Origin of the sequence: Rhizobium sp. NLR22b (assembly GCF_019685295.1) — a bacterium.
GTDB lineage: Bacteria > Pseudomonadota > Alphaproteobacteria > Rhizobiales > Rhizobiaceae > Rhizobium.
On record NZ_JABDWM010000002.1, the window covers coordinates 411,746 to 434,705 of the forward strand.

General features: G+C 63.1%; 23 protein-coding genes and 1 riboswitch. Of the genes, 10 read left to right on the forward strand and 13 right to left on the reverse strand.

The window, feature by feature from the left end:
* The first annotated feature begins 56 nt into the window (after positions 1–56).
* Entirely contained in the window at positions 57–917 is an 861-nt protein-coding gene (locus HJC00_RS05645; RefSeq protein ID WP_221163738.1) for a TIM barrel protein, read from the forward strand.
* Positions 918–922: 5 nt separating this feature from the next.
* On the opposite strand, the gene betC is transcribed toward HJC00_RS05645, so the two are convergent.
* Complete coding sequence (gene betC, locus HJC00_RS05650; RefSeq protein ID WP_221163739.1) at positions 923–2,437, reverse strand: choline-sulfatase; 1,515 nt, start codon at positions 2,435–2,437, stop codon at positions 923–925.
* Between the two features lie 95 nt (positions 2,438–2,532).
* On the opposite strand from betC, the gene HJC00_RS05655 reads away from it, so the two are divergent.
* From HJC00_RS05655 to HJC00_RS05665, 3 genes are all read left to right on the forward strand, one after another.
* Positions 2,533–3,441 (forward strand): choline sulfate utilization transcriptional regulator, encoded by a 909-nt coding sequence (locus HJC00_RS05655; RefSeq protein ID WP_221163740.1) that lies wholly within the window; start codon positions 2,533–2,535, stop codon positions 3,439–3,441.
* 88 nt (positions 3,442–3,529) lie between these two features.
* Positions 3,530–3,727 carry a hypothetical protein gene (locus tag HJC00_RS05660; RefSeq protein WP_221163741.1) on the forward strand — a complete coding sequence of 66 codons (198 nt, stop codon included), beginning with the start codon at positions 3,530–3,532 and terminating at the stop codon, positions 3,725–3,727.
* Between the two features lie 61 nt (positions 3,728–3,788).
* On the forward strand, positions 3,789–4,583 hold the full coding sequence (locus tag HJC00_RS05665) for an HpcH/HpaI aldolase/citrate lyase family protein (protein ID WP_221153373.1): 795 nt from the start codon (positions 3,789–3,791) through the stop codon (positions 4,581–4,583).
* 7 nt (positions 4,584–4,590) lie between these two features.
* On the opposite strand, the gene HJC00_RS05670 is transcribed toward HJC00_RS05665, so the two are convergent.
* From HJC00_RS05670 to HJC00_RS05725, 12 genes are all read right to left on the reverse strand, one after another.
* Positions 4,591–5,268 (reverse strand): spermidine synthase, encoded by a 678-nt coding sequence (locus HJC00_RS05670; protein ID WP_221145092.1) that lies wholly within the window; start codon positions 5,266–5,268, stop codon positions 4,591–4,593.
* Between the two features lie 70 nt (positions 5,269–5,338).
* Positions 5,339–6,238 (reverse strand): ABC transporter ATP-binding protein, encoded by a 900-nt coding sequence (locus HJC00_RS05675; protein WP_210632349.1) that lies wholly within the window; start codon positions 6,236–6,238, stop codon positions 5,339–5,341.
* The gene (locus HJC00_RS05680) at positions 6,235–7,038 is read right to left on the reverse strand and encodes an ABC transporter ATP-binding protein (RefSeq protein WP_210632350.1); all 804 of its coding nucleotides are present in this window, start codon (positions 7,036–7,038) and stop codon (positions 6,235–6,237) included. Before HJC00_RS05680 ends, HJC00_RS05675 begins: the two co-directional genes overlap by 4 nt.
* The gene (locus HJC00_RS05685; RefSeq protein WP_210632351.1) at positions 7,035–7,913 is read right to left on the reverse strand and encodes an ABC transporter permease; all 879 of its coding nucleotides are present in this window, start codon (positions 7,911–7,913) and stop codon (positions 7,035–7,037) included. The genes HJC00_RS05680 and HJC00_RS05685 overlap by 4 nt, the downstream gene beginning before the upstream one ends.
* A gap of 1 nt (position 7,914) precedes the next feature.
* Positions 7,915–8,892 (reverse strand): ABC transporter permease, encoded by a 978-nt coding sequence (locus tag HJC00_RS05690; protein ID WP_221163742.1) that lies wholly within the window; start codon positions 8,890–8,892, stop codon positions 7,915–7,917.
* Between the two features lie 55 nt (positions 8,893–8,947).
* A complete protein-coding gene (locus HJC00_RS05695) occupies positions 8,948–10,594 on the reverse strand; it encodes an ABC transporter substrate-binding protein (RefSeq protein ID WP_221163743.1) in 1,647 nt (548 codons plus the stop codon).
* Positions 10,595–10,637: 43 nt separating this feature from the next.
* A complete protein-coding gene (locus HJC00_RS05700) occupies positions 10,638–11,660 on the reverse strand; it encodes a glycoside hydrolase family 3 N-terminal domain-containing protein (protein WP_210632354.1) in 1,023 nt (340 codons plus the stop codon).
* A 24-nt stretch (positions 11,661–11,684) separates the two neighbouring features.
* On the reverse strand, positions 11,685–12,164 hold the full coding sequence (locus HJC00_RS05705; protein ID WP_221145097.1) for a GNAT family N-acetyltransferase: 480 nt from the start codon (positions 12,162–12,164) through the stop codon (positions 11,685–11,687).
* Positions 12,165–12,371: 207 nt separating this feature from the next.
* Complete coding sequence (thiD, locus tag HJC00_RS05710; protein WP_221145099.1) at positions 12,372–13,181, reverse strand: bifunctional hydroxymethylpyrimidine kinase/phosphomethylpyrimidine kinase; 810 nt, start codon at positions 13,179–13,181, stop codon at positions 12,372–12,374.
* On the reverse strand, positions 13,178–13,813 hold the full coding sequence (gene thiE, locus HJC00_RS05715) for a thiamine phosphate synthase (protein WP_221145109.1): 636 nt from the start codon (positions 13,811–13,813) through the stop codon (positions 13,178–13,180). The genes thiD and thiE overlap by 4 nt, the downstream gene beginning before the upstream one ends.
* Positions 13,810–14,613: a hydroxyethylthiazole kinase gene (gene thiM / locus HJC00_RS05720; protein ID WP_210632358.1), complete on the reverse strand. Its 804-nt coding sequence runs from the start codon at positions 14,611–14,613 to the stop codon at positions 13,810–13,812. The genes thiE and thiM overlap by 4 nt, the downstream gene beginning before the upstream one ends.
* A gap of 50 nt (positions 14,614–14,663) precedes the next feature.
* Positions 14,664–14,760, reverse strand: a riboswitch (TPP riboswitch).
* A gap of 128 nt (positions 14,761–14,888) precedes the next feature.
* The gene (locus HJC00_RS05725) at positions 14,889–15,473 is read right to left on the reverse strand and encodes a DUF1349 domain-containing protein (RefSeq protein ID WP_210632359.1); all 585 of its coding nucleotides are present in this window, start codon (positions 15,471–15,473) and stop codon (positions 14,889–14,891) included.
* A 228-nt stretch (positions 15,474–15,701) separates the two neighbouring features.
* On the opposite strand from HJC00_RS05725, the gene HJC00_RS05730 reads away from it, so the two are divergent.
* The 6 genes from HJC00_RS05730 (at position 15,702) to HJC00_RS05755 (ending at position 22,899) form a co-directional block, all read left to right on the forward strand.
* Positions 15,702–17,228, forward strand: a complete 1,527-nt coding sequence (locus HJC00_RS05730; RefSeq protein ID WP_221145122.1) for an ABC transporter substrate-binding protein — start codon at positions 15,702–15,704, stop codon at positions 17,226–17,228.
* 83 nt (positions 17,229–17,311) lie between these two features.
* A complete protein-coding gene (locus tag HJC00_RS05735) occupies positions 17,312–18,253 on the forward strand; it encodes an ABC transporter permease (RefSeq protein WP_221163744.1) in 942 nt (313 codons plus the stop codon).
* The gene (locus HJC00_RS05740) at positions 18,253–19,122 is read left to right on the forward strand and encodes an ABC transporter permease (RefSeq protein WP_221145124.1); all 870 of its coding nucleotides are present in this window, start codon (positions 18,253–18,255) and stop codon (positions 19,120–19,122) included. The genes HJC00_RS05735 and HJC00_RS05740 overlap by 1 nt, the downstream gene beginning before the upstream one ends.
* Before the next feature lie 48 nt (positions 19,123–19,170).
* Positions 19,171–19,683: a RidA family protein gene (locus HJC00_RS05745; protein WP_210632363.1), complete on the forward strand. Its 513-nt coding sequence runs from the start codon at positions 19,171–19,173 to the stop codon at positions 19,681–19,683.
* A gap of 137 nt (positions 19,684–19,820) precedes the next feature.
* Entirely contained in the window at positions 19,821–21,017 is a 1,197-nt protein-coding gene (locus HJC00_RS05750; RefSeq protein ID WP_221145126.1) for an aminotransferase class V-fold PLP-dependent enzyme, read from the forward strand.
* Between the two features lie 34 nt (positions 21,018–21,051).
* Complete coding sequence (locus HJC00_RS05755; protein WP_210632365.1) at positions 21,052–22,899, forward strand: ABC transporter ATP-binding protein; 1,848 nt, start codon at positions 21,052–21,054, stop codon at positions 22,897–22,899.
* Positions 22,900–22,960: the final 61 nt, after the last annotated feature.

The window sequence follows — 22,960 nt, forward strand, 5'->3', positions numbered from 1 at the left end:
TGAACCGCCCGGTGTTTATTGCCATTGATGGGTGAGGAGATTCTGGAGGAAGGCACGTGCAAGTTTTGCAGAACGGACGCTTCGCGGTTTCGACCTGGTCGCTGCATCGGCTGCTTGGCGCTGTTTATGCCTATAGCCCCGATCCCGATAAGAGTGCGGCGCCGAAAGAGCCCTACGGCCCCGGCGGCGCGGCGCTGATCGACATGCCGGCGGCGCTCGCGGCGCGCGATATCCACCGGCTGGAGGTCTGTTCCTTCCATCTGCCGAGCCTTGATGCCGTCTATCTAACTGAACTCAGCGACGCGGTGGCGTCGTCGAACGTGCTGTTCCAGACGCTACTGGTCGAGGACGGCGATCCAAGCCATCCCGAAACGGCCGAACGCGATGTCAGATGGATGGCAGAGTGGATCGATATCGCGGCTGCGCTCGGGGCGCAAAGGATGCGCGTCATCGCCGGCAAGCAGAAGCCGACGCCGGAAAACCTTGCCCGCGCCGCCCGCCATCTTGATTGGCTGGCAGAGCAGGCGGAAGGCAGCGGCGTGCGTGTCGTCGTCGAGAACTGGTTCGACCTGCTGCCGTCACCGGTCGAGATGAACTGGCTGCTTGACCGGCTGGACGGCACGGTCGGGCTCAACGGCGATCTGGGCAACTGGACGGCGCCGGCCAAATATCAGGGCCTCGCCGATATCATGCGCCGGGCGGAAATCTGCCACGCCAAGGCGGACTATAACGCTGCGGGTCTCGATGCCGAGGATTACCGCAAGTGCCTGGAGATGTGCGAGACGGCCGGTTACGCCGGTCCTTTCACTGTGATTTACGACTCGCCGTTCTTCTCCAACGAATGGGACGGCATTCTGCTGCAAAAGGCGTTCATCGAGGATTTCCTGCATGAGGCGCCGGCGCGCAGGTTGGCTTAATAAGCTTATTCCTGGCGCGGGAACCTCTGGTTCTCCTCCAGAACGTTCAGGTCCATGTGGTTGCGCATGTAGCGCTCCGAGGCTTTCTGCAGCGGCTGATAATCCCAGGGATAATAGGCACCATTGCGCAGCGCGGCGTAGACCACCCAGCGGCGCGCCTGGCTTTCGCGCACGGCTGCGTCGAAATCGGAAAGGTTCCAGCGCCGGCCGGCCTGTTCGACAAGGCTTGCCAAGGCGTCGGCATGCGCCGGATTTTCCACGAGGTTCTCGAGCTCGTGGGGGTCGGCCTCAAGGTCGAACAGCATCGGCGGGTCCTTTTCGCAGAGCGAGAGCTTGTATCGCCCGTCCCTAAGGCAGACGAGCGGCGCTTCGGAACCTTCCGCGGCATATTCCATCGGCACGGGGCCTCGGCTGCCGCCGCCCTGGGCAAGCGCTGCGAGATCCCAACCCTCGGTCCACGGTCTCAGTGAGGCGATATCGATCCCGACGAGGCCGGCGAGTGTCGGCGTCACGTCGAGGGTGGAGACGGGCTGGTCGATGCGCTTCGGCTTCCAGCCCGGTGCCGCAATCATCAGCGGAACGCGAGCCGAACCTTCGAAGAAGTTCATCTTGAACCAGAGACCGCGATCGCCGAGCATGTCGCCATGGTCTGACACGAACAGGATGATCGTATTGTCGGCCATGCGGCTGCGTTCCAGCACGTCGAGAATCTCGCCGATCTTCTCGTCGACATAGGAAATGTTGGCAAAATAGCCGCGTCTTGCCCGCCTGATCTGCTCCTGACTGATGTCGAAAGCATCGTGGTCGCAGGCTCTCATCAGGCGCTGCGAATGTGGGTCCTGCTGTCCATATGCGATCGGCGCGACCGCCGGGTCGAGGGCCGGGCAATCCTCATAGAGATCCCAGAATTTGCGGCGTGCGACATAGGGATCGTGCGGATGGGTAAAGCTGACGGTCAGGCACCAGGGGCGTTCATCCTGGCCGCGCGAGAGATCGAAGAGCTTGCGGGTGGCGTGATAGGCGACCTCGTCGTCATACTCCATCTGGTTGGTGATTTCGGCCACGCCGGCGCCGGTGACCGAGCCGAGATTATGGTACCACCAGTCGATGCGTTCGCCGGGCTTGGTGTAGTCGGGCGTCCAGCCGAAATCGGCCGGATAAATATCCGTCGTCAGGCGCTCTTCGAAGCCATGCAACTGGTCGGGGCCGACGAAATGCATCTTGCCTGATAGCGCCGTCTGGTATCCGGCCGCGCGCAGATGGTGGGCATAGGTCGGGATGTCGGAAGCAAATTCGGCCGCATTGTCGTAGACGCGCGTCCGGCTCGGCAATTGCCCGGACATGAAGGAGGCGCGCGCCGGCGCGCAGAGCGGGCTTGCCGTATAGGTATTGGCAAAGCGTACCGAGCGCTCTGCCAGCGATTTCAGATGCGGCGCGTGAAGAAAATCGGCGGGGCCATCGGGAAAGAAGGTTCCATTCAGCTGATCCACCATCAGGATGAGGATATTCGGGCGCGCCATTTGAATTGCCTTTTGCTATTTGAAGATTTTATTGAAGCGTCTAATATCGCGCCTGTAAAGGCGGCTTTTTTCGATATCTGCCCAAAAGGATCTTTATGTCAGAACGGACGCCTGAGCTCGGATGGATGCGCCTCTTCATCGAGGTGGCGCGGCTCGGGAGCTTTTCCGCGGCGGCAGCGCTTCTCGGTTTGAGCCAGCCGGCCGTGAGCTATCAGATCCGCCGGCTGGAAGAGCAGTTCGGCGTCAGCCTGCTGCGCCGCCAGCATCGTGGCGTCGAACTGACCGCGGAAGGCGAGCGGCTTCTCGAAGTGGCCGCCAAGGCGGTCGGCGACATCGACGCGCTCGCCCGCAGTTTCCGGGTCGAGGCGCAAAGACCGGTGGTCAGGCTGAGAACCGATTATGCTTTCTCGGCACTTTGGCTGATCCCGCGCATGGATGGCTTTCGCCTTCTGCACCCGGAAACGGATATGCAGATCGTCGCGACGCAGCGGCTTGCGGCCGGATTTCGCGACGAGGCGGATGTTGCGGTGGTTTTCGGTACGCGGGCGGAATTCGGCGCCGTCGGTACGCTTCTGCTGCCGGAAAGGGTCGTGCCTGTCTGCACACGCGGGTTTCTCGATCGCAATGGTCCTTTCGACGATCCGAGGCAGCTTGCCAAGGCGAGGCTGATCCATCTCGACGCGCCGCTGCCATCGCCCTGGTTCGACTGGCGCGGTTATTTTGCCGAACTTTCCGTCCAGCGTGACATCAATGCCGGCCGCGGCGACATCAGTTTCAATACCTATTCGCTCGTTATCCAGGCCGCACTAAGCGAGCAGGGCGTGGCGCTCGGCTGGATCGGCCTCGTCGATACGCTTCTTTCGGCGCACATGCTGCTGCAAGCCGGCCCGCAGTTGGAGGCGGCCGACCGCGGTTATTGGCTGGTGCCGCCGCGGTCTCCAAATGTCCTCAGCGAGAAGCTCTGCACCTGGCTGTCGGATGAGGTAGAGAGAAATGCTGAGTAGCGGTTGCATTTCTCCACGGGAGAAGCCTTGTCATCGGCGATGCCGATCGACATTGTGGGATCGAATTCATGAAGAAGGTGGCTGAAGCATGCGAACGATCGGATATGTCATCGGACTGCTTATGGTCCTGCTCGGCCTGATCTGGATTGGGCAGGGAAGCGGCTATTTTCCCTATCCGGCCTCCAGTTTCATGATCGCCCAAACGATCTGGATGCTCTGGGGAGCAATTCTGGCGGCGGCGGGCATCGTCGTGATGGTCATCATCTCGCGGCGGCGCAGAGGATAAACTGCTGCCGCCGCTTGGCGGCAATCCGGCCGGAGACGGCCTGTCGAATGAGGAGAATGGCATGAGCGCAGCTGAAATCGATGGCTTTGCGGACCGGATCAGGAAGCACCAGGGCGGCATGATCTCCGCCTGGGTCGGCATCCCCGACGCCATGCTCGTCAACCACCTGGCGCAGGAAGCTTTCGATGCCGTCGTGCTGGATATGCAGCATGGCATGTGGGACATGCAGTCGGCGGCAAACGCCGTCGCTCAGACGCGTCTTGCCGGCAAGCCGGCCATCGCGCGCATTCCCGTCGGCGATTTTGCCTCCGCTTCGCGGCTGCTCGATGCCGGCGCCTCCGGTATCATCGCGCCGATGATCAATTCGGCCGAGGACGCGCGAGCCCTGGTCAGGTCCACGAAATATCCGCCACTCGGCGAGCGCAGCTGGGGGCCGTCATTGGCGCTGAACCATACCGGTCTGTCGGCTGACGTGTATCTCAAGAGCGCCAACGAACTCACTGTCGCCATCGCCATGATCGAAACCCGCGCCGCTCTCGACGCGATCGACGGCATTCTCGGCGTCACCGGCATCGACGGCATTTTCGTCGGTCCTGCCGATCTTTCGATTGCGCTGTCGAACGGCGACCAGGTGGCGCCGAACGCCGCCGAAATCGACAGCGCCATGCAGCATGCCGTTGCTCGCTGCCGCGCCCACGGCAAATTCGCCTGCGCCTATGCCGGCGATGGCGAGCGGGCTGGCGAACTGCTGAAGTTCGGCTTCGACCTGGTCATTGCCGGTGCGGAGACCGTGCAACTGCGCGCCGGCGCCCGCCGTGCGATCAACGCAGCGCGCAGGATCGCTTCCGGCGGCTGAGCTCGTCTCAGCGGACCGGTTTGACCGCCAGCCAGATGACGTGGCGGGCGCCGCGCTTGCGGTTGGCGCGGGTGTTGACGACGTCGACAGAAAAGCCGCTGTCCTTGAGACGCCGTGTGAAATCGGGATCGGGGCCGGACGACCAGACGGCGAGCACGCCGCCGGGGCGAAGTGCGTCGCGGGTGGCGCGAAGGCCGTTAAAATCGTAGAGCCGATCATTGGATTCGCGGGTCAGCCCGTCCGGGCCGTTGTCGACATCGAGCAGGATCGCGTCATAGCCTGCCTTGCCGGCACGGATCGCCTCGCCGACGTCGCCTTGATGGATGCCGACGCGGGGATCGTCGAGACAGCCCTTGAAGACCTCGGCCATCGGCCCGCGCGCCCAGGCGACGACGGCGGGCACGAGTTCGGCGACGGTGACGCTGGCATCTTCGGGAAGGACGGCGAGGGCGGCACGCAGGGTAAAGCCCATGCCGAGCCCGCCGATCAAGATTCGGGGCTTCGGATGCGCCGTGATCCGTTCCCAGGACAGCGTTGCCAGCGCTTCCTCCGAGCCGCTGAGGCGGCTGTTCATCAACTCGTTGGCACCGAGCATGATCGAGAATTCGCTGCCGCGCTGCTTCAGCCTGAGTTCGCCGTCTTCGCCGGGAATGGTCGCGGAATCGAGCTGAATCCAGGGCAGCATGACGGTTTCGCCTCACATGAAAGGAACCGTCCCCTAGCACAGGGCGAAGAGCGAGGCCAGCAAGCCGGCCTCAGATCATCCGCATGAAATGGTTCTGCTCCGCTTCGACGATCTCGTCCTGCGGTGCGGCCGAACGACGGCGGATATGTTCCACCTCCTCGGGCATCAAGCGCGCCTTCGGATCGTCGAAGCGGACATCGGGATCGGGCACTGCCGAAAGCAGCAGCCTTGTATAGGGATGCAGCGGGTTGTCGATCACCCGAGCGGTGCTGCCCCATTCGACGACCTGGCCGGCATACATCACCGCGATGTCCTCGGCGACGTAACGGGCAGTGGCGATGTCATGGGTGATGTAGAGCAGACCGAGATTCATCTCCTGCTTCATCTCGTTCAGAAGGTTCAACACGCCCAGGCGCACCGAGACGTCGAGCATCGAAGTCGGCTCGTCCGCCACGATCACCTCCGGCTTGACGGCGAGGGCGCGTGCAATGTTGACGCGCTGGCGTTGACCGCCGGAGAGTTCATGCGGATATTTCGGCGCGACAAGATCCGGGTCGAGCCTGACGCGCTGCAAGAGTTCCCGCACCGTCGCATCGATCTCGCTGCGGCGGATATCCGGCCTGTGCAGCTTCAGCGGCCGCTGTAGATGGTGGGCGATCGTATGCGCCGGGTTCAGCGAGGCGAACGGGTCCTGGAAAATCATCTGCACGGATCTGCGGTAGCGCGCGATCTCGTCCGCCCCGGCGCCTTCGACCGGGCGGCCCTTATAGAGGATCTGTCCTGCTGTCGGCTGATATTCGCGCATCGCCATGCGGGCGCAAGTGGTCTTGCCGCTGCCGGATTCGCCGACGAGCGCCAGTGCCCGGCCAGCATGCAGCGAAAAGGAGATCGAGCGGGCGGCATGGACGGCGGATGCGCCGTGGCCGAAGGTTTTGCTCACTTGGTCCAGGACGAGGATGGTTTCGCTCATAGCAGCACGCCTCCATGAAGCGAGGGGAAGGAAGCCCAGAGCTTTTTCGTATAGGCGTGCTGCGGTGTCTTGTAGATCGCGCCGGCATCGTTCTGCTCGACGAGCCTGCCGCCGAGCATGATGCCGATGCGATCGCAGAACTGCACCATCAACCCGAGATCATGGGTGATGAAAAGCACCGAGAAGCCGAAGCTGCGGCGCAGTTCGTTGATGCGCTGCAGGATCTCGCGCTGGACGACGACGTCGAGCGCCGTCGTCGGCTCGTCCATGACGACCAGTTTCGGATCGAGCGCCATGCAGATGGCAATGACGATGCGCTGGCGCATGCCGCCGGAAAACTGGTGCGGGTAGTCGCGCATGCGGTCCGGCGCGATGTCGACCAGTTTCAGCATCTCGGCGGTGCGCTCGCGGGCCTGCGCGCGGCTCATGTTCTTATGCGTGCGCAGCACGTCATAGAATTGCGTCTCGACGCGCAGCACCGGGTTCAGCGAATTCATGGCGCTCTGGAAGACCATGGCGACTTCGCGCCAGCGGAAGGCGGCAAGCGCCTGCCGGTCGAGGCCGAGCACGTCGCGGCCGTCGAGCAGGATGCGGCTCTCCTTGCGGATCAGCGCCGGCGGCCTGTGCAGGCGGCTGATGGCGAAGGCGATGGTGCTCTTGCCGCAGCCGGATTCGCCGGCGAGGCCGAAAACTTGGCCCGGCGTGACGTCGAAGCTGACGTCGTCGACGGCGCGGAAATCCTTCTCCTCGCCGATATAATCGATGGTGAGGTTCCTCACCGAGAGCAGCGGCTGCGTCACAGGCGGCCCTCCCCGGAGTGGACGAGCAGCGACCAGCGCTTCAGGTGATTGCCAGTGCGCAGACGCGGATTGGCGATCTCGTCGACGGCGAAGTTGAGGAGCGACATGCCGATGCCGAGGAAGGCGAGCGCGAAGCAGGGGGTGAGGATATCCCACCAGGCGCCGACCGAAAGTGCGGAGGCCTTCTGCGCATTATAGAGCATCGTGCCCCAGGAGATCGCTTTGGGATCGCCGAGCCCCAGGAATTCCAGTGTCGCTTCGGTGATAATAGCGAAGATGACGCTGCCGATGAAATTGATGCCGACGATGGATATGACGTTGGGGAAGATCTCGAATGTCATGATGCGCCACTGCGGCTCGCCCATCATCTCGGCCGATTTGACGAAATCCTTGTGTTTGACCGAGAGCGTTTCGGCGCGGGTGACGCGTGCGCCCCAGGCCCAGGAAGTGGCGCCGAGGATGAGGGCGATGACGAGCGGGCTTGCTTGGCCGATGAAGGCTGCGAGCACCAGTAGCAGCGGCAGATTGGGAACGACGAGCACCATGTTGGTGAAGAAGCTGATGATTTCGTCCGTCTTGCCGCCGCGATAACCGGAGATGATGCCGAGCGCTGTGCCAACGAGCGTGATCAGCAGCCCGGCGCCGAAGCCAACGGCAAGCGAGGTGCGGGCGCCGTAGAGCAGGCGGGCGAAGACGTCCTGGCCGATGCGAGTCGTGCCGAGCAGATGGTCGAGCGATGGCGGCTGGTGCGGCCTGCCGGTGCGGGCGGCCGGATCGTAGTGCGTCAGCAGCGGTGCCGCGATCGCGACGGCGATGATGAGAGCGATGATGACGAGGCCGATCAGCGCCTTGCGGTTTCGCAGCAGGCTCTTCATCTCACGCTCCCTTCAGCCGCGGGTCGAGCGAGATATAGCTGACGTCGACGATGAAATTGGCGATCAGCATGGTTGCTGTCATGATCAGGAGCTGGCCCTGGATGACGGGATAATCGCGGGCGAGGATTGCCTGGTAGAGAATGTTGCCGAGGCCGGGATAGTTGTAGACGACCTCCGTCACCAGCGAGCCGCCGAGGATGGTGCCGATCGCGATGGCAAGGCTGGAGACGGTCGGCAGCAGGGCGTTGCGCGCCGCATACCAGAGCATCACATGCCGGTCGGAAAGGCCCTTGGCGCGGGCCATGACGATATAATCCTCGCCGAGCAGGTTGATCATGTTGTTGCGCATGGTGACGGTGAAGCCGCCGATCAGCACGGTGCAGAGGGTCACCATTGGCAGGATGCCGTGATAGGCGACGCTGCCGATATAGTGCAGGCTGAAGGCCGGATCGAGCGACGGGTCGGCGGCATAGCCGTTCGGGAACCAGCCGAGCGTGAAGCCGAAGATGAAGAGCACGATCAGCGAGGTGACGACGGCTGGTACCGAGGTCGCGAAGATCGCGCCGACGGAGACGATGACGTCGAACCTGCTGCCGCGCCGCCAGGCGGCGAGGATGCCGAGGAAGGTGCCGAGCGCGAAGCTGACGATCGTCGCCGTTCCCATCAGGCCGACGGTCCAGACGAGGGCATGGCCGAGAACCGAGGTGACCGGCAACGGGAAATACTTGATCGAGCGGCCGAGATCGCCGGTGAAGATGCTGCCGAGATAGGTGAGATATTGCTGCCAGAGCGGACCGTCGACGAAGCCGAAGGTCAGCTTCAGCGCCTGCAGGCTTTCCGGCGGCAATTCGGCGCCGGCGCTCGAAAACATGATCTGCACGGGATCGCCCGGCATCAGACGGGGCAGGAAGAAATTGATCGTCGCTGCCGCGATGAAGGCTGCCATGTAGAAGACGAGGCGGCGAAGCAGGAAAGCCATGGGGACTCCGTCGTGAGCGGAGCGGCGTTGACGCGCCGCTCCCGAGATCAATGCCTTACTTGACCGGCTCCAAGGCGAGCAGGTTCAAGAGGCGCGCCGGATTGGTGCGCGAGATCGACGGATTGACGAAGGGATTTTCCTTGGTCGACCAGCCGGTGAAACGCTTGGTGTTGTACTGGTACCAGTTCGGATTGTTGAAGACCGGAATGACAGGCATGTTTTCGGCGACGATGCGCTGCGCCTTGTTCATCGCTTCCTTCTGTTTGGCGAGGTCGGCGGTCTGGGTGAACTCGGTGACGAGCTTCTCCACATCCGGGTTGAACCAGCGCTGCGCGGTGAAGCGGGTCTTGCCTTTGTCCGAAGCGCTGAAGGCGCGCTTGTAGGGATAGTAGGGCGAAGCCGAAGCCGGCAGGCTGTTGATCGCCGCATCGAAGGTGCCGTTGATGAGGTTGCCGGTCCAGACTGCTTCTTCAGGCGTTTCGATCTTGGCATCGATGCCGACCGCCTGCATGCCTTCGACGGCGATGTTGACGGTGTCGACCCAGTCCGTCCAGGAGTTCGGGACGATGATCGAGAAGGCGATCTTGCTGCCGTCGGAATTGTCGCGGAAGCCGTCGCCATCCTTGTCCTTGTAGCCGGCCTCGTCGAGCAGCGCCTTGGCCGCGTCGGCGTCATAGGTCGCGTATTTGCCGAAGTCGGCCTTGATGGAAGGGTCTGCCCAGCTCTTGTAGAGTTCACCCATCAGGCCGGGGTCTTCGTTCAGCGTCGGGTAGCCGTAGCCGGCGACGTCGATCATCGTCTTGCGGTCGAGCGCCATGCCGACGGCGCGGCGGAACTTCACATCGTTGAAGGCCTTCTTGTTGTTCTCGTTTGCGGTTTCCAAGTTGAACAGGAAGGCGACCATGCTGCTCGGCGAATACCAATAGTGGAAATGCGCCGGGTCCTTCGAGACATAGACATTGTCGATGTCGGGAATGAAGGAGACGCCCCAGTCGAGCGTGCCGTCGGCCGTTGCCGTCAGGATCTGATTGTTGTCGGCAAGCTGCGGAAAGCGAATGCAGTCGACCTTCAGGTGCGCGTTGTCCCAATAGTTCGGGTTGCGGCACTGGTCGTAGGTCTGGCCGGTGAAGCGCGGCACCTCGGTCAGCGGGCCGCTGCCGACCGGGGTTTCGTTGGCGAAGGTGACGGGATCGGCGACGTCCTTCCAGACATGTTCGGGAACGATTGGCAGCTGCGAGATCTGCTCGGCGGCAAGCGAGCTCGGATTGGCGAGGGTGAAGCGCACCGTCTGGCCGTCGACGGCTTGGACGTCGGTGACGAACGTCCAGATGCTGACGAAATCGAGCGCCGGGAATTTCTTCAGATAGTCATAGGTGAACTTGACGTCGGCTGCGGTCAGCGGCTCGCCATCCGACCATTTCAGGTTCCGGCGCAGCTTGAACTCTATGCTCTTCAGGTCGTCGGAGAGCTTGAAGCTTTCGGCCAGGCGGTAGACCGGCTTGTTGCTGTCGAAGCGATTGAAAATCACCAGCGGCTCGTAGATGAAGTCGAGCGTCGACTGGCGCGCCGAGGTCTGGTTGAACGGGTTGAAGTTGCGAACCCAGGTGGTCGCCGGCTCGATATTCGCCGTCAGCACCGTCTGCGCCATGGCGGATCCCGAAATCAGCGTGAGTGCTGCGGCCCCAAGAAGATATTTTTTCATGTTCCATTCCCCTTCTTCTTATACGTGAAAAATGATGTGCCGGTCAGGCGGCCGGCACGCTGGCAAACATGTCTTCGACTTGCCGGTGAGCGGCGCGATAATCGATCTTGAGATTGCCGAGGCGGGCCTTGCCGGCGGCGATGCGCTTGAGAGCGGCGTCGGTCAGCGGGCGGGCGGCCTTGGCTGCGGCTTCGCTTTCCCTGACGTCACCGTGGCTGTGGAGGGCGATATCGAAGCCCGCGTCGAGCACTTGGGCGACGCGTTCCGGCAGGGTGCCGGAGAGCGACTGCATGAAGATGCAGTCGGATATCAGCACGCCCTCATAGCCCATCTCCTTGCGGATCAGGTCGTGCATAACAGGCGAGATCGAAGCCGGCAGCTCCGCGTCGTAGGCCGAATAGACGACATGGGCGACCATGGCCCAGGGCGTATCCTTCAGCGTGACGAACGGCTTGAAATCGGTGGCGATGAGCGTTTCGCGGCTGGCATCGACCACCGGACGCTCCTTGTGGGAGTCGAGCGTGGCGCGGCCATGGCCGGGAATGTGCTTCATGACGGGCATGTTGCCGGTCTCTAGCAGGCCGTCGACCACCTCGCGGCCGAGGGCGGCGATGAAGTCCGGATCGGGGCCGAAGGAGCGGGCGCCGATGACCGCGCTCGTCGTCTCGAAGACGAGGTCGAGAACGGGCGAGCAGCCGCTGGAAAGGCCGAGTTCCGTCATCATCGCGCCCATGGCCTGGGAGGAAAGGCGCAGTGCCTTTTTGCCGAGATCGAGATCGCGCCGCGCCAGGTCGGCGAACTGGCCGAAGCTGCGGAAGAGCGGCCAGGGACCGGCGTCGAGGTGTTGGACGCGCCCGCCTTCCTGGTCGGTGAAGACAGGCGCATCGTCGCGGCCGACGGCTTCGCGAAAGCGCTCGATCAGGCGCCTCGTCTGCTCCGGCTCGCGCTGATTGCGCCGCCCGACGAAAAGGCCGAGCGGGTTGGTGTCGCGAAAGAGCGCGAATTCATAATCCGATATGATGGGATTCGGAAGCCCGACGAAAAGGGCAAGAGGGGTCGAGGACAATTCTGGAACTCCGGTATCAGATGGTCATTTCGGCGCGCTTCTGAGCATGCCTTCGTAAATGCCCTTGTCGGGGGCGGGGATAACGATGGCGCCTGCGGTCCTGGCGTAGAAGTCGACGGGGCCGGCATCGCCGATGAAGGCGTAGGCATGGCCGAGCGTCTTCATTGTCTCAAGGCAGGCGGAAAACAGCGCGAGGCCGATGCCCCTGCCGCGTGCTCCGGAATCGACGCCGGTCGGGCCGAAGAAGCCACGCGCCGTGGTGTCGTAGCAGGCAAAGCCAAGCAACTTGCCGCCTTCGACTGATATCAGGCAGGCGACGGGCTGGCGGGAAAAAGCGACCGAAACCTCGCTCGCCCAATTCTCGCTGAATTGTTCGCGAACCCAGTTGACCACGAGGTGCAGTTCCGCAGGAAGAGCCGGACGGATGGAGGCGCCGACGACGTCAGCCCGCTCTTTCAGTTCGGCGAGCCTAGTGGAATATAAGCTCACAAGCAGGTCCGGCACCCGTCTCTCCTCTGGATGTTCCGTTATTGCGGAATATATCCCCTTTTAATGTCATAGACTTGGCCATCTCAGAAGGCTTGTCAACAGGGATTTTCTTGGACGCGACTGTTCTCGTTGCGGCCTCGACGTGCGGTATGGGTCCAATGCAAAACGGCCCGGAACAAGCCGGGCCGTTTTACATTTGCATCTGTTTGCCGATGCCAGCGCCTATTCGCCCTCTTGCCAGAGCGCGTGGAAATGCTGCACCGGACCGTGGCCGGAGCCGACGCTGAGCTTTCCGGCGGCTGCGACCGCGCCGGCGAGATAGTCCTTGGCAATGGCAACAGCCCCTGGCGTCGAGTCGCCTTTGGCGAGTTCGGCGGCCAGCGCGCTGGACAGCGTGCAGCCGGTGCCGTGGGTATTCTTGGTCGGCACGCGTCGCGCCTCGAACCAGTGCAGGCCGTCGGCAGTGGCAAGCACGTCGGGGCTTTCGTCACCGTCGAGGTGTCCGCCCTTGACCAGCACGGCGGCCGGACCAAGGGCGCGCAGCCGCTCGGCCTGGGCGGCCATCTCGGCCCGGTTTGTCGCGACCGGCTGGTGCAGAAGTGCGGCGGCTTCCGGCAGGTTCGGGGTGAGAAGCGTGGCAAGTGGCAGCAGCCGCCTGGTCAGCACGTCGACCGCTTCAGGTGCGAGCAGGGCGGCGCCCCCCTTGGCGATCATCACCGGGTCGAGAACGACGGGGATGCCACGCCGGTGCGCGAGGGCTGCGGCAACGGCCTCGGCGATGCCGGCATTGGCGATCATGCCGATCTTGACGGCGTCGACGCGCACATCGGCAAAGACGGCATCGACCTGGTCGGCGACGAATTGCGGCGGCACCAGATGCACGCCGCTCACCCCTTGCGTGTTCTGCGCCGTCAGCGCGGTCAGCACCGCCATGCCGTAGACGCCGCGGGCGGAAAAGGCCTTGAGATCGGCCTGGATGCCGGCGCCGCCCGAGGGATCGGAGCCGGCGATGGAGAGAACGTTGCGGATCATGGGCGGACCTTTCGGATTTCTGCGGCGATGCGGCGCGTGGCCGCCTCGGGGTCCGGCGTGCCGGCGATGGCTGAGACGACGGCAAGCCCATTGGCGCCTGCGGCAAATACCTCGGCCACGTGGTTCGCCTTGAGGCCGCCGATGGCGACTGACGGCACCGGCGAAGCCTTCACCAGCCTTGCCAGACCGTCAAAGCCGATCGGCTGCTTGTGGTCGGCCTTGGTCGGCGTCGCAAAGACCGGTCCGACGCCGGCATAATCGACGAGACCGGGATCGACGGCGCTAGCAAGCGGCGCGGTCTCGACCGAGAGGCCGAGGATCATCCCGGGGCCGATCATCGTCCGTGCCGTGCGCGCGTCCATGTCTTCCTGGCCGATATGCAGGCCGTCGGCACTTATGGCGATCGCCGCCTCGACATCGTCGTTGACGATGAGCAGGGCGCCGGTTCCCGCAAGCGCTTGTTTCAAGGCTCGGCCGGTCTCGATCATTCTGGTCGTGCCCGCATGTTTGTCGCGCAGTTGCACCATCGTGGCGCCGCCGGCAACGGCAAGGCGCGCGGTCTCGACCATGCCGATCCCGGCGCAGAGTTCGGGGTCGAGGACGAGATAGAGCGAAAGGTCGAAAACCTTCATACGGCCGAAATCCTTGCCCGGGCATCGAGCGTTTCGGCGTCCAGGGCTGACAGCGCATCGAGGAAACGCCAAGCGAAGGAGCCGGGGCCGGCCGCCCCGAGGGCGGCATCCTCGCCCGCGACGGAGAAGGTCGCAAGGGCCGCAACTGTCGCCCCGAACGTATCCTCAGGGGCGGTCGCGGCAAAGGCGCCGATCAGGCAGGTGAGCGAGCAGCCGAGTGCGGTGACCTGCGGCATCAGGACCGATCCGCCTTTGATGCGCACGGCTCTTTCACCATCGGTGACGAAATCGGCCGCACCGGTGACGGCGACCACCGCCCGCTGTCGCTCGGCGAGCCGCCGCGCCGAGCCTTCCGCCTGCTCGACCGGGTCGCGGCTGTCGACGCCCTGGCCGCGGCTCTCTCCGCCGGCAAGGGCGATGATCTCGGAAGCATTGCCGCGGATGATCGTCGGCTTCAGCGCCAGGAGATCGGCGACCGCTCCGCGGCGGAAGGCCGTCGCGTAATGCGCGACCGGATCGAGGACCCATGGTTTGCCGGCTGCGTTGGCGGCCCTCGCCGCCGTCTGCATGCCTTCGATCCATTGCGTCGAAAGCGTGCCGATGTTGATGGTCAATGCATTCGCGATGCCGGCGAATTCGCCGGCTTCTTCAGCGGCGTGCACCATGGCGGGCGAGGCGCCCGACGCAAGCAGAACATTGGCCGCGATGTTCATGGCGACATAATTGGTGATGCACTGGACGAGCGGCGGCTTTTCGCGCATCGCCTTCAGCATGGCTCCCGACGTGATCTTGTTTTGCATGGCGCCCCTTTCAGGCGGGGGCGGGCACGGGGCAATTCGTGCGGGCGAAACCGCGACCCCGAGCGACTCCCTCCGCCGGCATTATCCGGTTCAGGTTCGAAGGGTGCTTCTCAGCCCGTCTGTCGACGGGCGCCCCTGTCTCTCATCGCGCTCTTTTTCGCAGAGAACGGGGCGGATGTCATCTCGAAAATGAGGGTTCGGTACTCTCCTTGCGGCTGCGCTTTAGGCGTGAACGTTGCTGCTCAGGAATGCAATCCCGATCGCATCCTATCCGGCTAACTCAAATCGTGAAGATCCGTCGTAATCGCCGGCCCGATCGAAAACTCCGAAAACCGCACCCTCAACCCGCTGCGCTCCGGCGTGCAGGCCGCCGGCCCGACTTCATAGCGGTCGGCAGCCGGGAAGGGCGCTAGCCGCAGCAGCGGCCAGCGGCTGCCGTCGCGGGAGGCCTGGATGCGCATGGCGCCGCCTGCAACGGTGACGCGGATGTGGAAATCTTCGAGTTCCTTGAAGGGCTGGGACACCGACCAGTCGGATCTGCCGTCGGTGACGACGGCGCTGAGGAAGGCTTCGCCGTCGGTGAATTCGACGCCTGACTTCACCCAGCGTGTTTCGTCGAGGCGCACCATCAGGCCGGCCTGATCGTAGAGGGTGCGGAATTCGCCCTGGATGCGGATCTCGGCGGTGAAGCTGTCACCGGTGGGAAAAGCGAGGAAATGGCCGTTGTCGCGGGTGAAGCCGTAATAGGTTTCGCACCAAAAATCGGTTTTCTCGTCGGTCGTCAGGGTGAGGCTGGTTTCGTCTGCGCGCCAGCTGGCCGGCTCGTTCAGCCACTTTCCTTTGTTGAAATCGATGCTCATCCCGTTCTCCCGTTCTGTTGAAGCCTGACCGAAGGCGACCGCCTGACTTTGGCATATCATGCCGCTTTCATGCAGCGCAGACAGCCGCAGATGAAGATGGTGCTTTTTCGGCGTCGCGCTATCCGCGGCTGCATAATCCGTCGCCCGCGCTTGACAGGATCGATCCAGTTCTTATTCTGTTACAAAAAGATGAATTGCATAATAATGGAACTAAACGGGAGCCATCACATGAAAACACTGGTCGCATTCCTGCTCGGCACCGCGCTCGTCGCCCTGCCGTCCGCCCTGCTTGCCCAGGAAAAGGGCGGCGTCATCAATGTCGCGACGATCGGCGAGCCGCCGACGCTCGATCCGATGTCGTCGACGGCTGATCTTGTCGGCATCGTCACCCAGCATATTTTCGAAACGCTCTACACCTTCGACAAGAGTTGGAACGTCACGCCGCTGCTGGCCGAAAGCCTGCCGGAGATCAGCGCCGACGGCAAAACCTATACGATCAAGCTGAGGACCGGCATCAAGTTCCACGACAATACAGACATGACGTCCGAGGATGTTGTCGCCTCGCTTGGCCGCTGGACGAAGATCGCCTCGCGCGGCAAGCAGGTGGCGGGCTTCATCGGCAAGATCGCCGCGACCGATCCTTCGACCGTCACCATCACCCTGAAGCAGCCCTATGCGCCGCTGACCTCGTTGCTCGCCTTCAACAATTCGGCGGCGATCATCATCCCTTCCGAAAAGCAGGACGAACCGATGAAGGAATTCATTGGCACCGGCCCCTATATGCTGAAGGAGCGCAAGGCCGACCAATATATCCAGCTCGTCCGCTTCGACGGCTATAAGTCACGCGAGGGCGACGGCAATGGTTACGGCGGCGCCCGCCATCAATATCTCGATGAAATCCGCTTCGTGCCGGTGCCGGATCCGAACACCCGCGTCGAGGCCGCCATTTCGGGCCAATATGATTATGTCGACTCGATCGCGGTCGAATCCTACGACAAGCTGAAGGCGTCGACTGCCTCGCAGCCGGTCATGCTGAAGCCCTTCGGTTATCCGGTCTTCGTCTTCAATACGAAGGAAGGTGTGGCTGCCAATGTCGAGGTCCGCAAGGCGATCCGCCAAGCGCTCAGCATGGAAGACATGCTGGCGGCAGCCTTCGGCAGCAAGGATTTTTATGCGCTCGACGGCGCCATCTACCCCAAGACCTTTGCCTGGTCGACGGATGCCGGCGTCGAGGGCGCCTATAATGTCGCCGATCCGGAAGGGGCGGCGGCTGCCGCCAAGAAAGCGGGTTACAACGGCGAGCCGATCCGCATCCTGACCAGCCGTCAATACGAGTTCCATTACAAGATGGCGCAGGTCGCCGCCGAATATCTGAAGCTTGCCGGCTTCACCGTCGATATGCAGGTGGTGGACTGGGCGACGCTGACGCAGCGCCGCACCGATCCGAAGCTCTGGGATATCTATATCACCCACAGCCCCTTCCTGCCGGAGCCGGCCCTCATCGGCTCGCTCTCGACCAGTTCGCCGGGCTGGTGGGACACGCCAGCCCGCAAGGCCGCCGTCGATGCCTTCACCTCCGAGGTCGACCCGAAGAAGCGCGTGGCGCTCTGGGCCGATGTTCAGAAGGCGGTTTATACCGACGCGCCCTTCATGAAGATCGGCGATTTCAACGCCGTCTCGGCGAAGTCGGTCAAGCTCGAAGGAGTCGATCCGGCTCCCTGGCCGTATTTCTGGAACGCTTCGATCAAGAAGTGAGCATCACCGCCGGCACCGGTCCTTCGGGACCGGTACCGGTCATCTTTTCTGCCGCATCTGCAAGGGCTTGAAGGCCGGCATTCATGATCCGCTACATCCTCCAGCGCCTGTTCGGCATGATCGTCGTGATGTTTCTCGTCGTCACGGTCGTCTTCGTCATCGTGCGTGTGACGCCGGGAGATCCGGCCGCCGTTATGCTCGGGCCGGATGCGACGCCGCAGGATATTGCCGATCTCCGAACCCGGCTCGGCCTCGATCAATCGCTCGGGTTGCAATATGTCTATTATATCGGCCAGTTGCTGAAGGGTGATCTCGGCCAGTCGATCTTCCTGAACATGCCCGTCACATCGGCCCTCATCGACCGGGCCGAGCCGACCTTCTTCCTGACGCTGTTTTCGCTTGCCATTGCCAGCGCCATCGCCCTGCCGATCGGCATCTATGCCGCCTATCGGCGCGGTTCCTTCATTGACCAGGCGGCAACGACGCTCGCCATGTTCGCCGCCAGCATTCCGAGCTTCTGGCTCGGGCTCATTCTCATGCAGTTCTTCGCCGTGCGGTTCAATCTCTTCCCGGTCTCGGGATATGGCGGCCCGGGCTCGACCTTCATCGACCGGATGTATCACCTGACCCTGCCGGCCTTTGCGCTTGGCATCGTCTCCTCGGCGTTGATCCTGCGCTTCACCCGCGCCTCGATGCTCGATGTGCTCGGCGACGATTATATCCGCACGGCCCGCGCCAAGGGCTTGATCGAGCGCAAGGTCATCCTCAAGCACGCGTTGAGGAATGCGCTGATCCCGATCCTGACGGTGCTCGGCCTGACGGCGGCGGTGCTGATTTCGGGCGCTGTTGTCACCGAAACAGTCTTCGGCCTGCCGGGTGTCGGCAATCTCGTCGTTTCGGCGGTGTTGCGCCGCGATTATCCCGTCATCCAAGGGGCGCTGCTCGTCATCGCCGCGCTCTATGTGCTGATCAATTTTGCGATCGACATGCTCTACCTGCTGGTCGATCCGAGGGTGCGCTACTGATGGCCGATATCGCAATCAAACCAGCCGAAAGCGAAGGCGGCAAATTCGTCCGCCGCCTGATGAAGCGTAGGACGGTGGCCTTCGGCCTGCTGATCCTGGCGATCTTCGTGCTGCTGGCGGCCTTCGCGCCTGTAGTCGCGCCCTATTCGCCGTCGAAGCTTTCCATCGTCAACCGACTGAAGCCGCCGAGCGGCACCTTCTTCTTCGGCACTGACGAGTTCGGTCGCGACGTCTTCTCGCGCACGATCTTCGCGGGCCGCCTGTCGCTGTTCGTCGGGGCTGCGGTCGTCGCGCTTTCGGCCGCAATTGGCGTCACGCTCGGCCTGCTCGCCGGCTTCTTCCAGAAGCTCGATACGCCGATAGCCCGGCTGATCGACGCGATGATGGCTTTCCCCGATATTCTGCTGGCGATCGCGCTGGTCGCCGCCCTCGGCCCGTCATTGACGACCGTCATCATCGCGTTGTCGATCGTCTATGCGCCGCGCCTTGCCCGCATCGTGCGAGCCTCGACGCTCGTTATTCGCGAGCTGCCCTATGTCGAGGCGGCGAGGGCGCTCGGGATTTCGACCTTCCACATCATGACGCGGCATGTGCTGCGCAATCTGCTGTCGCCGATCCTGGTGCAGGGCACATTCCTCTTCGCCAGCGCCATGCTTGCCGAGGCCGGCCTGTCCTTTCTCGGCCTCGGCGTCAGCCCCGAGATCCCAACCTGGGGAACGATGATCGCCGCCGGCCGGCAATATATCGGCCAGGCCGACTGGATGACGCTTTTCCCCGGCGTCGCGATCGTTCTCTCGGTGCTGTCGCTGCAGATGGTCGGCGACGGCCTGAGGGACATGCTCGACCCGAGACTTCGCAAGGACCTTTGATCCGTCGACCAGCGGTCGGCCAATCCAAATTCGCCAATCGAAATTCGCATGACAGGAGTTCGCGTGAATCAGTTCCCCGCCGCAGCCGGCAAGGTCGAGAATTCGCCTTACCAACGGTTAGCCGCTCTTGGCATAACGCTGCCGCCGCCGCCACCGCCGATTGCCAATTTCGTGACGCATGTGGTGGAAGGCAGTATGCTCTATCTATCCGGCCAGGGGCCGCGCGAAGCCGATGGCTTCCTGCATGCCGGCAAGGTCGGCGGCGGCGTCGGTGTCGACGAGGCGTACCGGCATGCGCGGCTGACCGGCATCAACCTGCTTGCCGTCATGCATGAGGCGCTCGGCGATCTCTCGCGCGTCAGGCGGGTGGTCAAGCTGCTCGGCATGGTCAACGCCGTACCCGAGTTCGAGGACCATCCGAGCGTCATCAACGGCTGTTCCGACCTGTTGATCGCGGTCTTCGGAGCGGCAGGCGAACATGCCCGCTCGGCCGTCGGCTTCGGCTCGCTGCCCGGCAATATCACCGTCGAGATCGAGGCGATCGTCGCTTTGCATGGATGACGAGGTGTGTTTTCATGTTTGGAGTGGTCTTCGGATGACCTTTTCCTATCTTAACCCGCGTCCGTTCTCCGGCTGTTCGACACTGCCGGACGACCGCCCCATGTTTCGCCCTTCGCCCCAGACTTCCGGAGATCTTCATGCCCGATGATATCAGACCTTCGCTCGGCCTTCGTCCCGTCATCAATGTGTCCGGCACGATGACCAGCCTTGGCGCTTCGATCGTCGTTCCCGAGGCGATCGCGGCGATGGCGTCCATCCTGCCGCACTTCGCCGAGATCAACGACCTGCAGCGCAAGGCAAGCGGCGTCATCGCCCGGCTGACCGGCGGCGAGGCGGGCTTCGTCACCGCCTCCTGCTCGGCCGGTATTTCGCTTACCGTCGCCGGTGCGATCACCGGCAACAATCTGCTGGCTATCGAGAGGCTGCCGGATGCCGTGTCTGAGAAGAACGAAGTGCTGGTGCAGATGGGCCATGTGGTCAGCTACGGTGCGCCCGTCGACCAGGCAATCCGGCTTGCCGGCGGCAAGGTCGTGCTTGTGGGACAGGCGACTTCGACCCATCGCTTCCATATGGAAAACGCCATCACCGACAAAACCGCAGCCGCCGTCTATGTCGTTTCCCACCACGTCGTCGATTACGGCCTCTTGAACCTCAAGGAATTCGTCGAGATCGCCCATGCCAAGGGGGTGCCCGTTATCGTCGATGCGGCATCGGAATATGACCTCAAGATTTTCCTGGAGCAGGGGGCTGATATCGCGCTTTATTCCGGCCACAAGTTTCTCGGCGGCCCGACCTCCGGCATCGTTGCCGGCAGGAAGGATTTGGTGCGCCATGCCTTCCTGCAGAATATGGGCATCGGCCGCGGCATGAAGGTAGGCAAGGAGAGCATTTTCGGCGTCATGGCGGCGCTGGAAGCCTGGGAAAGGCGCGACCATGCCGGCATCCGCGAACGCGAGACCGGCTATCTCAATCTCTGGAAGAAGACCCTCCAGGGTCGTCCCGGCGTCACCGCGCTGATCGAGCCCGACCCCACCAACAATCCGCTCGACCGTCTGCGTCTCATCGTCGATCCCGAACAGGCCCATATCACCGCCTGGGATCTGGCCGATGCGCTGGCGAGAGGCAACCCGCCGATCATCGTGCGCGACCACGAGGTGGAGCACCGCTATTTCTATCTCGACCCCTGCAACCTGCATCCGGGCCAGGAGGTGATCGTCGCAAACCGTCTTGCTGAGGAGCTCGACAAGGCACGCGCCTCCAACGAGATCATCGCAACCCCGATCGAAAACCGCAGCCGGCACCGCTTCGACGGATTGCTGCGCTGGCCGGATTGACCCGCCGTTCTCATCCGCCGCAAGAGGAGCCGAAATGGCCAACGCCCAAGCCCAGCCGATCGAGACATTGAGCCCCGTTCTTTCCGTCGACAGGCTGACCACCTCCTTCCTCGTGGACGGCGCCTGGAAACCGGTCGTGCGCGATGTCTCCTTCACCGTCGCGCCCGGTGAAACCGTGGCGATCGTCGGCGAATCCGGCTCGGGCAAGAGCGTGACGTCGCTGTCGATCATGCGGCTGTTGCAGCCGGAAACGAGCCGCACCGAAGGCTGCGTCGTGCTCGGCGGCCGCGACCTGCTGGCGCTGCCGGAACACGCGATGCGGCAGGTGCGCGGCAATGAGGTGGCGATGATCTTCCAGGAGCCGATGACCTCGCTCAATCCGCTTTTCACCATCGGCGATCAGATCTCCGAAGCGCTGCTTTGCCATTCCGATTTGAGCCGGGCCGATGCCAGGGCCGAAACGATCAGGCTCTTGGAGAAGGTCCGCATCCCCTCGGCCGCCTCGCGCTTCGACGAATATCCGCACCGTTTTTCCGGCGGCATGCGCCAGCGGGTGATGATCGCCATGGCGCTCGCCAGCCGGCCGAAACTGCTGATCGCCGACGAGCCGACGACAGCGCTCGACGTGACGATCCAGGGGCAGATCCTCGATCTCATCAAGATGCTGCAGGCGGAGGAGGGGACCTCCGTTCTCTTCATCACGCATGACATGGGCGTTGTCGCCGAGATCGCCGACAGAACGGTGGTGATGTATCGCGGCGAGCAGGTCGAAAGCGGCGTCACCGCCGATATCTTCCACCGCGGCAGACATCCTTATACGAAGGCGCTGCTGTCCGCCGTGCCGGTGCTCGGCTCGATGCAGGGTCGGCAGAGGCCGCTGCGTTTTCCCGTGGTCAATACCGCAACGGGCGAATCCGACGTTCCCGCCGAGGCAGCCGATACGGTGGCAGTGACGCCCGTCCTGCAGGTGAAGAACCTCACCAAGCGCTTCGATATCCACTCCGGCCTCTTCGGCCGGCTGACGAGCCGCGTGCACGCGGTCGAAAACGTCTCTTTCGATCTCCATGCCGGCGAGACGCTGTCGCTCGTCGGCGAATCCGGCTGCGGCAAATCGACGACAGGGCGGGCCATCATGCGCCTGATCGAGCCGCAGGCCGGTTCGGTGCTCGTCGAGGGGAGGGAGGTGCTCGGCCTCGACAGGAGGGCACTGCGCGAAATGCGCAAATCCGTGCAGATGATCTTCCAGGATCCCTTCGCCAGCCTCAATCCGCGCATGACGGTGGGTGCTGCGATCGCCGAGCCCTATCTCGAGCACGGCATGGGCACGGCGAAACAGTCCAAGGACGTCGTTGCCGATCTGCTGGTCAAGGTCGGCCTTTCCGCGGAGATGGCCGGGCGTTATCCGCATGAATTTTCCGGCGGACAGCGCCAGCGCATCTGCATTGCCCGGGCGCTTGCCCTGCAGCCGAAGGTCATCATTGCCGACGAAAGCGTTTCGGCGCTCGACGTCTCGATCAAGGCGCAGGTCATCAACCTGATGCTCGACCTGCAGCAGAGCCTCAACCTCGCCTTTCTGTTCATATCGCATGATATGGCGGTGGTCGAGCGCGTCAGCCACCGCGTGGCGGTGATGTATCTCGGCGAGATCGTCGAGGTCGGCCCGCGCGCCGCCATATTCGAAAATCCGCAGCACCCCTATACGAAGAAGCTCATCGCCGCCGTGCCGGTGCCCGATCCCGACCGTCGCCACGAAAAGCGCCTGGTGGCGAATGACGAGATCAAAAGCCCGATGCGACCGGTCGACTATGCCCCCCCGAAAGCTTTCTATCGCGAGGTCGGGCCCGGCCACCTGGTGATGGCGGATCGCTCGTCCGGCTTGTGAGTTGCCTAACGGATCGGCGGCGCATAAAGCAGGTGCAGAGACAAATGCTTGGAAAGCCGCA